The 12,020-nt window shown below is 66.4% G+C and carries 10 protein-coding genes; 2 read left to right on the forward strand and 8 right to left on the reverse strand.

From position 1 onward, the window contains the following. The first annotated feature begins 41 nt into the window (after window positions 1-41). Complete coding sequence (meaB, locus tag KYE46_RS05470; RefSeq protein WP_219004021.1) at window positions 42-1,013, forward strand: methylmalonyl Co-A mutase-associated GTPase MeaB; 972 nt, start codon at window positions 42-44, stop codon at window positions 1,011-1,013. A gap of 18 nt (window positions 1,014-1,031) precedes the next feature. On the opposite strand, the gene KYE46_RS05475 is transcribed toward meaB, so the two are convergent. The 3 genes from KYE46_RS05475 to dnaG form a co-directional block, all read right to left on the reverse strand. Then, window positions 1,032-1,301 (reverse strand): HlyU family transcriptional regulator, encoded by a 270-nt coding sequence (locus KYE46_RS05475; protein WP_219004023.1) that lies wholly within the window; start codon window positions 1,299-1,301, stop codon window positions 1,032-1,034. 353 nt (window positions 1,302-1,654) lie between these two features. Further along, window positions 1,655-3,667, reverse strand: a complete 2,013-nt coding sequence (gene rpoD / locus KYE46_RS05480; protein ID WP_219005025.1) for an RNA polymerase sigma factor RpoD — start codon at window positions 3,665-3,667, stop codon at window positions 1,655-1,657. Window positions 3,668-3,760: 93 nt separating this feature from the next. Further along, entirely contained in the window at window positions 3,761-5,734 is a 1,974-nt protein-coding gene (gene dnaG / locus KYE46_RS05485; RefSeq protein WP_219004026.1) for a DNA primase, read from the reverse strand. A 157-nt stretch (window positions 5,735-5,891) separates the two neighbouring features. On the opposite strand from dnaG, the gene KYE46_RS05490 reads away from it, so the two are divergent. Then, window positions 5,892-6,347 carry a hypothetical protein gene (locus KYE46_RS05490; RefSeq protein WP_219004027.1) on the forward strand — a complete coding sequence of 152 codons (456 nt, stop codon included), beginning with the start codon at window positions 5,892-5,894 and terminating at the stop codon, window positions 6,345-6,347. Window positions 6,348-6,354: 7 nt separating this feature from the next. Here the strand turns inward: KYE46_RS05490 and KYE46_RS05495 are convergent, their stop codons facing one another. The 5 genes from KYE46_RS05495 to KYE46_RS05515 form a co-directional block, all read right to left on the reverse strand. Beyond that, on the reverse strand, window positions 6,355-6,891 hold the full coding sequence (locus KYE46_RS05495) for a sarcosine oxidase subunit gamma (RefSeq protein WP_219004028.1): 537 nt from the start codon (window positions 6,889-6,891) through the stop codon (window positions 6,355-6,357). Further along, window positions 6,884-9,814, reverse strand: coding sequence for a sarcosine oxidase subunit alpha family protein (locus KYE46_RS05500; protein ID WP_219004029.1), 2,931 nt, complete (start codon window positions 9,812-9,814; stop codon window positions 6,884-6,886). Before KYE46_RS05500 ends, KYE46_RS05495 begins: the two co-directional genes overlap by 8 nt. After that, window positions 9,811-10,074 carry a sarcosine oxidase subunit delta gene (locus KYE46_RS05505; protein ID WP_219004030.1) on the reverse strand — a complete coding sequence of 88 codons (264 nt, stop codon included), beginning with the start codon at window positions 10,072-10,074 and terminating at the stop codon, window positions 9,811-9,813. The genes KYE46_RS05500 and KYE46_RS05505 overlap by 4 nt, the downstream gene beginning before the upstream one ends. A 13-nt stretch (window positions 10,075-10,087) precedes the next feature. After that, on the reverse strand, window positions 10,088-11,341 hold the full coding sequence (locus tag KYE46_RS05510; protein WP_219004031.1) for a sarcosine oxidase subunit beta family protein: 1,254 nt from the start codon (window positions 11,339-11,341) through the stop codon (window positions 10,088-10,090). Between the two features lie 124 nt (window positions 11,342-11,465). Beyond that, complete coding sequence (locus KYE46_RS05515) at window positions 11,466-12,020, reverse strand: TadE/TadG family type IV pilus assembly protein (protein WP_219004032.1); 555 nt, start codon at window positions 12,018-12,020, stop codon at window positions 11,466-11,468.

Here is a 12,020-nt window from a genome sequence, read left to right on the forward strand (position 1 = left end):
CCCGCGCGCCGGGTCATGTGGGGGCAACGAGAGGAGCGGGCATGAGCGACGATCTGGCAGAGCGGATAGCAAGCGGCGAACGCCGCGCCCTTGCACGGGCGGTGACGCTGGTCGAGAGCACGCGGCCCGACCATCAGGCGCAGGCGGCGGAATTGCTGGAGAAGCTGCGCGGGTTGAACCGGCAGGCGCTGCGCATCGGCCTCTCGGGCACGCCCGGCGTGGGCAAATCCACCTTCATCGAGTCCTTCGGCATGGCGCTGGTGCGTACCGGCCTGCGGGTGGCGGTGCTGGCGGTGGACCCAAGCTCGGCGCGGTCCGGCGGCTCGATCCTCGGTGACAAGACGCGGATGGACATGCTCAGCCGCGAGCCCAACGCCTTCATCCGCCCCACGCCGTCGTCCGCGGCCCTCGGCGGCGTCGCGCGGCGGACCCGCGAGGCCATTGCGCTTTGCGAGGCGGCAAATTTCGACGTGGTGCTGATCGAGACCGTGGGGGTGGGCCAGTCGGAGACCATGGTGGCGCAGATGTGCGACCTCTTCGTGCTGCTGCTGGCGCCTGCGGGTGGGGACGAGCTGCAGGGGGTGAAGCGCGGCATCATGGAGATGGCGGACCTGATCCTGATCAACAAGGCGGACGGCGATCTGAAGGCGACGGCGACGCGGACCGTCTCGGATTATTCCGGCGCGCTGCGGCTGCTGCGCAAACGGCCGCAGGACCCGAAGGGCTTCCCCAAGGCGCTGGCGGTCTCGGCGGTGGCGGGCAACGGGTTGGAGCAGGCCTGGTCCGAGATGCAATCCCTCGCCGCTTGGCGGCGCGACAACGGCCACTGGGACCGCGCTCGCGCCGATCAGGCCGCGCATTGGTTCGAACATGAAGTCCGCGAAGGGCTTCTGGCGCGGCTGCGTGAGGATGAGGCCGTGAAGGGCGCGATGGCCGATCTTGCCCGCGCCGTCGCGGAGGGAGAGGCGACCCCCACCGCTGCGGCTCGCGAGATCCTCGAGAAGCTGCGCTGACGGGCGCAGGGCGACGCCCTAGCCGAAGATCGACTCGCCCTGCTGGTCGATCAGCATCTTGGCCTTGAGAAGCGAGGTCTCTTCCGCCTCTTCCATCGACTGACATTTATCGGCGCGGATCATCTGGTGGGTCTTGGTCACCCCACCGATGTCCTTCTCGATCCGGGCCGCGACGCGGTAGCCGCCCTGCTCAGACTGGGGCTCCACGTAGATGCGGTAGTCGTGATGATCGACCGGCTCGGGATCGGACTTGGGTTTGCTGCCGAAAAGCCAGGAGAAGAGGGACATGATGGATTTCCTTGCGCGGGGTTGGCCTGAGGCTAGCGGAAACGGCAGGAGAGGGGAAGCGGGCGGGGGTGTGCGGGGTTGCTCGGGGCTGGTAGGTAATTGAGTTTATTTGTAATCCCTGCATTTAGATTGCCGAGAGCACCGGTGGCGACGGGCCTCGCACCGGCGATCCGGGAGCGAGTTCAGTGGCATTTAGTGATGGCTGCTTTAGAGTGGCTATCTCAGGGGAGCGCCAAGCGTGTTTGCTTTGCAGACCGAGCCTGAAGGAATCCTCCGTGGAGAATGTGCTATTTCTCTCGGTCCATCGAACAATCCTTTAAGAAAAAAGCGCCCCGAGGGGCGCCTTTCCATAGTCACTGATCCAGGAAACTCCGCAGCTTCCGGCTCCGGGAGGGGTGCTTTAGCTTCCGCAGGGCTTTCGCCTCGATCTGGCGGATACGTTCGCGGGTCACGGAGAACTGTTGGCCGACTTCCTCAAGGGTGTGGTCGGTGTTCATGCCGATGCCGAAGCGCATGCGCAGCACGCGTTCTTCGCGGGGCGTGAGCGAGGCCAGGACGCGGGTCGTGGTCTCTTTCAGGTTCTCCTGAATCGCGGAGTCGAGCGGCAGGACGGCGTTCTTGTCCTCGATGAAATCGCCGAGCTGTGAATCCTCCTCGTCGCCGATGGGCGTCTCGAGAGAGATCGGCTCCTTGGCGATCTTCATCACCTTGCGGACCTTCTCCAGCGGCATCTGCAGCTTCTCGGCCAGTTCCTCGGGAGTCGGCTCGCGGCCGATCTCGTGGAGCATCTGGCGGCCGGTGCGCACCAGCTTGTTGATCGTCTCGATCATGTGGACCGGGATGCGGATCGTGCGCGCCTGATCGGCGATGGAGCGGGTGATCGCCTGACGAATCCACCACGTCGCGTAGGTGGAGAACTTGTAGCCGCGGCGGTACTCGAACTTGTCGACGGCCTTCATCAGGCCGATGTTGCCTTCCTGAATGAGATCAAGGAATTGCAGCCCGCGGTTGGTGTATTTCTTGGCGATGGAGATCACGAGGCGCAGGTTGGCCTCGACCATTTCCTTCTTGGCCTGACGGGCCTCTTTCTCGCCCTTCTGGACCTGGTTCACGATGCGGCGGAATTCGGGGATGTCGAGGCCGACATACTGGCCGACTTGGGCCATGTCGCCGCGCAACTCCTCGATCTTGCCGGAGGAACGCTCCAGCAGCGCCTGCCAGCCCCGGCCGGACTTCTCGGACATGCGGTCCATCCACGTGGGGTCGAGTTCCTGCCCGCGATATTCCTCGATGAATTCGCGGCGGTTGATCCGGGCCTGGTCGGCCAGTTTCACCATGCTGGAGTCGATCGACATGATCCGGCGGTTGATGCCGTAGAGCTGATCGACCAGCGCTTCGATGCGGTTGTTGTGCAGGTGCAGCTCGTTCACCAGCTCCACGATCTCGGAGCGCAGGTGCTGATACTCGGCCTCTTCGGCTTTCGAGAAGCTGTCATCCTCGTTCAGGGTCGCGGAAATCCGGCTGTCCTGCATCTCGGAGAGCTTGATGTAATCGTCGGCGATGCGGTCGAGCGTGGCGAGAACCTGCGGCTTGAGCGCCAGCTCCATCGCCGCGAGGGACATGTTGGCCTGTTCGTCCTCGTCCTCGTCGTCGTCCTTGGCAATCGGGTTGCCGTCGGCGTCCAGCTCCTGGGCGGGCTCTTCCTTCTTCGGCTGCGGCGCGGCGGCAGCGGCCGCGGCGGCAGGCGTGGTGGAGCCGACACCGGCGGGCACGACGGGCGTGTCGGCATCGTCACCCATGGTGCGGCCGAAGGTGGTGTCGAGGTCGATCACGTCGCGCAGAAGGATGTCTTCTTCCAGAAGTTCGTCGCGCCAGATGGTGATCGCCTGAAAGGTCAGCGGGCTTTCGCAAAGGCCCGCGATCATCGTGTTACGGCCGGCCTCGATGCGCTTGGCGATGGCGATTTCGCCTTCGCGCGACAGCAGTTCGACAGAGCCCATCTCGCGCAGGTACATTCGCACGGGGTCGTCGGTCCGGTCGAGCTTCTCGGTTTCGGTCGCGGCGACGGCCACTTCGCGCGAGCCTTCGGTGGTGACGAGTTCGCCGGCCTGCTTGTCGTCGCCTTCCTCGGCCTCGTCATCCTCGATGATGTTGATGCCCATCTCGGAGAGCATCGACATCACGTCCTCGATCTGCTCGGAGCTGACCTGCTCGGGCGGCAGGACGGTGTTGAGCTGGTCGTAGGTGATGTAGCCGCGAACGCGCGCTTCCGCGATCATCTTCTTGACGGCGGCCTGGCTCATGTCGAGCCCCATTTCGGTCTCGTCGCCATCTTGTTTACGATCGTCGGTGTCTTTGGCCATTATCGTCTACCCCTTTGGGCTTGGATTTTTCCGGGCGCCGCCCGAATCACTTCGTCTAGTTGCGTACCTTACGGCGAATCACTGATTCGGGTAGGGCTAGACGCCTTTTTTCTTGCCCTGTCCGGCGGTCGAGAGCAACTGGTGGAACGCCGAGCGTGCTTCCGAGGTCTCGCCGAATTGTTCTGCATTATCTTCGCCCTTCGGGTTCTGGGCGGCGTGTTTGCCGAGCAGGGCTTCTTTCATGCGGAAGGCCAGCGCGGGGTCTCCTTCGTCGGGCACGGCGGCCACGTCCTGGCTCGCCTCGAACATTTCATCCTCGATCGCGCGGCTGGCGGAGAGCTTGGCGAATTCCTCGTGCAGGCACTCTTCCGCGCGCACCGCGTCACCATCACCGATCAAGAAGGGCGTGATCGCGAGATGGGATAGCCCGAGCAGGCTTTCAAGGGCCGGGGCGAGGGGGGAGGCATTTATTTCGTCGAGAAGGGCGGCCGCGTCGCGGGTGCCGGTGCGCAGAAGGTGGGCGGCGAGGCGGGCGTGATCGGGGTCGCGGGGGGCCATGCGGTCGAGCTTATCCTCGAAGACATCGATCAACTCGGGGAAGCGGATGCAGGTCGCCACGATGAGCCCGGTGCGCAGGCGTTCACCGCTCAACGCGCCGACGCGGGCGCGGGTGGCGGCCAGTGGCATCTGCGCCTCGGCAAAGCCCCGGCCCTTGCCGCCGCCCTTCTTCCAGCCGCCGGATTTCCAGTCACCGCCGCCCTTGTTCGACTGCCACGCGCCCTGTTGCGGGCGGAACAGCGCGCGGCGCAATTCGGCGATGGCGTCGGCGTAGTGGCGGCGCAGGCCGGGGTCGGTGATCCGTTGCAGCGCGGCGCGGAGGCGGTTGTCGAGGGCGGCGCGACGCTCGGGGCTGTCGAAGACCTGTCCCTCGGTCTCGCGCTGCCAGAGCAGCGTCACCATCGGCTGCGCCCGGTCGAGCAACGCCTGCATGGCGGCGGCCCCCTCGGCGCGGATCAGGTCGTCGGGGTCCTGGCCCTCGGGGAGGATCACGAAGCGCAGGCTCTTGCCGCCCTCCAGCAGCGGCAGGGCGAGGTCCACGAGGCGCATGGCGGCGCGCAGGCCCGCCTTGTCGCCATCGAGCGCCACGATCGGCTCGTCCGAAATCCGCCACATCAGGCGCAGCTGGTCCTCGGTGATCGCGGTGCCGAGCGGGGCCACGGCGGCCTCGAACCCGGCCTTGCAGAGCGCGATGACGTCCATGTAGCCCTCGGCCACGATCAGGGGCTGACCGCGTCCCGCAGCCTCCCGCGCGGGGCCGTGGTTGTAGAGCGCGCGGCCCTTGTCGAAGAGCGGTGTTTCCCGCGAGTTCAGGTACTTGGCACGCGCATCCGCCGCCATGGCACGGCCGCCGAAGCCGATGCAGCGCCCGCGCGCGTCGCGGATCGGGAAGATGATCCGGTCGCGAAACGCATCATAGGGCGCCCCGCCGTCGTCAGGCTTGGTGGAGAGACCCGCGAGGGTGACATCCTCGGCGGCCATGCCCTTGCCCACCAGCGCCTGATGGATGCCTTGCCGGACGTTGGGCGCGAAGCCGATTTCGAATCGGTCGAGGGTCGCCGTGTCCATGCCTCGATTCTCGAGGTAGGCGCGCGCCTCGGCGGCGGCCTGGGTCTTGAGTTGCAGGCGGAAATGCTGGACGGCGGCCTCTGTCACCTTCGCCAGCTGCGCGTTGCGGTCGGCCTTCTCCTGCGCGCGGGGGTCGCGCTCGGGCATCGGCATCCCGGCCTCGGCAGCGAGGATCTGGACCGCCTCCATGAAGCCCACGTTCTCGGTTTCCTGGACGAACTTGAACATGTCGCCCTTGGCCTGACAGCCGAAGCAATAATAGAAGCCCTTGCGGTCATCCACATGAAAAGAAGCGCTTTTTTCCTGGTGGAAGGGGCAGGGCGCCCACATGTCGCCCTTGGCCTGATTGGACTTGCGATTGTCCCACATCACCTTGCGCCCCACCACTTGCGCGATGGAGGTGCGGGTGCGCAGCTCATCAAGGAATCCGGGGGGCATCGACATGGCCCCAATATCGGACCCGCACCGGGGCAAGTCCAGACGTGCATTTGCGCAAGTGGTTAACGAAGCCCCGAGGTCAGCCGCGCAAACCGCCCGGAAATTCACAATTGATCCATAAATGAGCCGTTCCGCCGCCTACAATTTGTGCAATAGAAAAGGCATGAGAGACCCGTCCCCCTCGTTTCTGACCCGCTTTGCGACCCGTGAGCATGGCACGGCCCCGGTCTTCGGCGTTTTCGTCGGGGCCGTCGTGATCTTCCTCGGAATCAGCATCGTGCTGATCGCGACTTCGGACCCGGAAGAGGCCGAGCCGGAGGAGGTGGTGCAGGTCTTCGACGACGCGGAATTTCGGGCCGCCAACCGGGGACGGGACCGGGCCACGGTGCTGGCGGAAGGCCCGCGCGGCTATTACTCCGCCGCAGAGATCCGACGGCGCTATGAAATCTTCAGCAATCCCGACGAAATCACCGACCGCGAGCTGCGCGACGCCCATCGCCGTTGGGCGCGGCGGGTGGCGGACCCGGCCTATTCACAACCGGGACGGGCGCGGGACATGGTGCTGCTTCTGGAGCACGCGATGGCGTTTCGCGGCCTCGAGCCGCACCGGGGTTTCTAGGCGACCCTCACGCGAGAGCGTGCCGCGCGGCGACCATGGCCATGGCGCGGGAAAGCTCGTGCGCGCAGCTTGTGGCCATGGAGCGGAAGACCATGATCTCGAAGCGCTGCGGCGCGCGGCGGATCAGGATGCAGTTCATATGCCCCAGAAGCGTGCGCGCGGCATGGTCCACGGCAAAGGCCTCGTCACGCAGGTCGATCGGCACGAGACGGGCGAGCACCTCGGCGGCCCCGTCACCTTCCAGCGTGCAACAGGCCCAGGCGCTGCCCTGATCGGAGAGCGCCGCGCCGGGGATCGGGTCGAGCGTCGCGCCCAGAACCATCGCCTGACGCGGGCCGGTCCAGACCACGGCGCCGCTGCTGCGCCCCGGCTCGGGGAAGGGCGCGCCGATCTGGCTGTCGAGCGCGTCCGAGACCTCGGCTTCCTTGCCCTTGAAGGGCGCGACCCAGGTGATCGCGTCGTGGTTCAGTTCCGAGAGGGTCACATCGCCGTGGGTGATCGGCAGCGCCCCTTCGAAGGCGGATTTCGAGACCAGTTCAGCCACGGGCGCGTCCTCCATCCGGGTCGAAGAAGACCGGGTCGCAGATCTCGACCTCGGCGGTGATGCCGCGCAAGCGGTCGACCATCTTCATGTGATGGCCCACCCGGTCCGGCCCGTTTCGCAGGAAACCCAAGGCAATGTAGTGACCAAGTGTGGGCGAGTAGCCGACCGAGGTGACATAGCCCTGATCGTTGTCCGGCACCGTTTCGGCATCGCTATTGAAAAGATGCGCCCCGGCGGTGAGTTCCTTCACCTCGCCCACGGGTTTCAGCCCGACGAGGCGGGGGCGGTTCTCGTCTAGCAGGCCGGGACGGGTCGCGGCGGCCTTGCCGATGAAATCCTTCTTCTTCGAGAGCATCCCCTGCATTCCGATGTCGAAGGCGGTGACGCGGCCGTCGATCTCGGAATGGGTGATGAAGCCCTTCTCGATCCGCAGCACGTTGAGCGCCTCCATCCCGTAAGCGCCGCCGCCAAGGGTCTCGGCGCGGGCCACGAGGTCCCGGTAGAGGGCATCACCGTAGTGGCTTGGCACGGCGATCTCGTAGGCGTGCTCGCCCGAGAAGGAGATACGGAAGAGCCGCGCCGCGAGGCCGTGGACCGAGACCTTGCCGCATTGCATGAAGGGGAAGCTCTCGTTGTCGATGGGCTGATCGAGGATGCCGTTCAGGAGATCCCGCGCGCGGGGGCCGGCGACGGAGAACTGCGCCCATTGCTCGGTCACGGAGGTGAAGGCCACGTCCAGATCGGGCCGCAGCACCTGCGCCACGAATTCCATATGCGCCATGACCTGCCCCGCCGCGGCGGTGGTGGTGGTCATCACGTAGTGGTTTTCGGCGAGGCACGCGGTGGTGCCGTCGTCCATGACGTGGCCATCCTCGCGCAGCATCAGCCCGTAGCGCGCGCGCCCCGGTTTCAGGGCGGCGAAGTTGTTGGTGTAGAGGAAGTCGAGGAAGGCAGCCGCGTCGGGGCCGAAGATCTCGATCTTGCCGAGGGTGGAGACATCGACGACGCCCACCGCGTTGCGGACCATCGTGACCTCGCGGTCGCAGGATTGGCGCCAGTTGGTCTCACCGGGATGCGGCATGTAGGAGGCGCGGTACCAGAGGCCGACGGAGACCATCGGCGCGCCCCGCGCCCGGGCGGCGCGGTCGGAGGTGGTGAAGCGTTCGGGCGCGAAGCCGCGGCCCTGTGCACCGGCCCCCATGGTGGAGAGCGCCACCGGCGTGAAGGGCGGGCGGTAGGTGGTGGTCCCGGTCTCGGGGATGCCGCGTCCGGTGGCATCGGCCAACACCGCCAACGCGTTGATGTTGGAGGATTTCCCCTGGTCGGGCGCCATGCCTTGCGTCGTGTAGCGCTTCATGTGCTCGACGGATTTGAAGCCCTCAGCGGCGGATTGCTTCACGTCCTTGGTGGTCACGTCATTGGCGAAATCGAGCCAGGCTCGGGGCTTGCCGGGCACGCTCCAGAGCGGGGCGGAGGTGCCGGGGGTGTCATCGGCACGGGGCAGGTCGGGCTTGCGGGTCCGTTTGCCGAGCGCCTTGAGCGCGATGCCGGCCGCGTCGATGCCCGCCTGCAGGCAGGCCTGCGTGTCCAGCGCGCCGTTGCAGGCGCCGGCGGGGTGCAGGCCGGGCACGGCGCCGGGCTTGGGGAGGAAGGCGTGGATCTCGGGGTTCCACTCGGGCCGCGCGCCGAGGTGACAGGTCAGGTGCAGCGTCGGGTTCCAGCCGCCGGACATGCCGAGGCAATCGGTCTCGATCGTGGTCTCGGTGCCGTCCGCGCGGACGTTGATCGTGTTCAGCGCCCTGCGGCCACGGGTGTTCACCACCTGCGCGCCGCTCAGCAGCCGGTAGTCGCCTTGCGCCTGCGCGTCGGGGCGGGCGTCGATGACGGCGGCGAGCTCCACCCCCGCCTCCTGCAATTCCACCGCGGTCTTGTGGGCGTCGTCGTTGCTGGCAAAGATCGCGACGCGCGAGCCGGGGGTGACGCCGTAGCGGTTGAGGTAGGTGCGGATCGCCGAGGCCATCATGATGCCGGGGCGGTCGTTGTTGGGAAAGGCGATGGGGCGCTCCAGCGCGCCGGCGGCCAGCACCGCCTGACCCGCGCGGATACGCCAGAAGCATTCCTGCGGCAGGTCGGTTGTGGCGGGGCGATGGCTGCCCACACGCTCCACCGCGCCGAAGGTCAGCCCGTCGTAGACGCCGGTGGCGGTGGTGCGGGTCATGATGCGGACGCGGCCGGTCTTCTCCAGCTCCTCCACCGTCTCGGAGACCCAGAGCGGCGCGGGCACACCGTCGATGCTTTCGCCGTCGGACAGGAGACGCCCGCCCAGATCGGCGCTTTCCTCCAGCAAGATCACGTCCGCCCCGGAGCGCGCGGCGGTGAGCGCGGCCATCAGTCCAGCGGGGCCGCCGCCGATCACGAGGAGGTCGCAGAAGGCGAAGGCGCGCTCGGACTCAAACGGGGAGGGTGCGCGGGTCATGCGACCGAGGCCCGCGGCGCGGCGGATCACCGGCTCGTAGACCCTTTCCCAGAAGGCGCGGGGCCACATGAAGGTCTTGTAGTAGAAGCCCGCCGTGAGGAAATTCGGCAACAGGTCGTTCACGCTGAGCGCGTCATAGGCCAGCGGCCCCATGTGGTTCTGGCTCGAGGTTTCGAGGCCGGGGTAGACCTCCTGCACCGTGGCGCGGACGTTGGGCAGCATGGCGTCGCCCGCCCCCACCTGGATCAGGGCGTTGGGCTCTTCCGAGCCTGCGGTCAGCACGCCCCGCGGGCGGTGGTACTTGAACGAGCGGCCCATCAGCTTCACGCCGTTGGCCAGAAGCGCCGAGGCGACGGTATCGCCCTTGAAGCCGCTGTAAGGCGTGCCGTTGAAGTGGAAACGGACGCGGCTGCTGCGGTCGATCAGGCCCTTGTCTTCCAGCCTCATTTCGCGCCCTCCGAGGCGAGCCGCGCGCCGTAGACCTCGTGGGTCACGGTATCGCGGTCGACCACGAGCCAAGCACTGCAGCCGCCGCCGTGATACCACAGCTCCTGCGTGCGCCCGGCGGGGTTCTCGCGGTCGTAGATGAAATCGTTCCAGGCCTCCGACCATGTTTCGCCCTCGGGGCGGGACGCGCCTGTTACATGGCCGCGGATGGTGAACTCGCGCAGGTCGCGGTCGCCGCAGAGGGGGCAGGGGATGTGCATGGTCAGAGCCTCCTCAATGCAGGTTGTGCTGGCTGCCGGTCGCCTCTTCGTCCATCAGGCCGCGGCCCGTGGTGAAGCGGTCGAGCCGGTGTTTCGCGGCGGCCGGGTGGGGCCGGTCGGTGGCCATCAGATGCGCGAAGCAATGGCCCGAGGCCGGGACCGCCTTGAAGCCGCCATAGCACCAGCCGCCGTTGACGTAGAGCCCGTCGATATGGGTCTTGTCGAGGATCGGCGAGCCATCGGCGCTCATGTCCATGATCCCGCCCCATGAACGCAGCATCTTCGCCTTACCGATCATCGGCATCAGGGTCATGCCCGCTTCGACCACGTGTTCGGCCATCGGCAGGTTCCCCCGCGCGGCGTAGGAGGCGTAGAAATCCAGATCGCCGCCGAAGACCAGCCCGCCCTTGTCGGACTGGCTGATGTAGAAGTGCCCCATGCCATAGGTGATGACGTTGTCGATGGTGGGTTTCAGCCCCTCGGTCACGAAGGCCTGCAGGACATGGCTTTCGATCGGCAGCCGCATGCCCGCCATGGCGGCCAGCTGCGAGGAGCGCCCGGCCACGACCATGCCGACTTTCTTCGCCCGGATCGCGCCGCGCGTCGTCTGGATGCCGCGCACGGCGCCATCCTCGATGTCGATGCCGGTGACTTCGCAATTTTGTATAAGATCGACGCCACGCTGATCGGCGCCCCGCGCATAGCCCCAGGCCACGGCGTCATGGCGGGCGGTGCCGCCGCGCGGGTGGTAGAGGCCGCCGAAGATCGGGAAGCGGGTCTGCTCGAAATCCAGGTAGGGGACCATGCGGCGCACGCCCTCGCGGTCGAGCAGCACCGCGTCGTCGCCCTGGTTGATCATCATGTTGCCGCGCCGCGCGTAGGCATCGCGCTGGCCGTCGGAATGGAACAGGTTGATGATGCCGCGCTGCGAATGCATCACGTTGTAGTTGAGGTCCTGCTCCAGCCCCTCCCAGAGTTTCAGGGAATGGCTGTAGAACTCGGAGTTGCCGGGCATCATGTAGTTGGCGCGCACGATGGTGGTGTTGCGGCCGACGTTGCCGCCGCCGAGGTAGCCCTTCTCGACCACCGCGATGTTGGTCAGCCCGTGCTCCTTGGCGAGGTAATAAGCCGTCGCCAGCCCGTGGCCGCCGCCGCCGATGATGATGATGTCATACTCGGGCTTGGGGTCGGGATCGCGCCAGGCGGGTGTCCAGCCCTTGTTGCCCGTCAGGCCCTGCCAGAGCACCTGGAGCCCAGAATATTGCATCGCTACCCCGTCGGTCAGAGCGACCTCGAAGCAGGCCACGGGGGCGACCTTAACGGCAGGATGCGGGAAAGGAAAAGCCCCGACCGCGACATGGACGTGCCATGACGCGACGCGGGCTGACGTGTCAGCTTGTCGGCGGGGTCATGTCGTCGTCGTAGGGCACCTGACCGGCGTAGCGCGGGCGCGTCACGGTGAAGTTCTCGAACTCCAGATCGGTGATCCCGTAGCTGAAGGCCGGCTCGTAGACGACGAAGGATTCGACCAGCACCACGCGCTCTCCGTTGGCCATGTCCGGCAGGCGATCTTCGAATTCCGAGAGGTTCGAGGTGTAGAGCTGCGCCTGGGAGCCGGTGCCGTGGCTCCAGTCGACGCGGTAGTCGCCCTCGGTGTCACGCAGGATCTGCGTCACGCGCATCTCGACGCCGGTGGTGTCGCGGATCATCATTTCGAGCATCTCGGCCATGCCTTCGACATCGTAGCCATAGACGGTCGAGGTCTGGCGCGAGATCAGGTCCGCGATCGCGTAGGTCGATTTGATCGAGGTGTTGTAGACCCGGTAGGCGTCGAAGAAGGAGAACGTCCCGATCCACGCCCAGGTGAACAGCGGGAAGATGATCACCGTTTCGAAAGAGGTGGCGGCGCTGGTGTCGACAAGGAAGTTTCGAAGAAGACGTTTCAT

The organism is Gymnodinialimonas ceratoperidinii (assembly GCF_019297855.1).
Classification (GTDB): domain Bacteria; phylum Pseudomonadota; class Alphaproteobacteria; order Rhodobacterales; family Rhodobacteraceae; genus Gymnodinialimonas; species Gymnodinialimonas ceratoperidinii.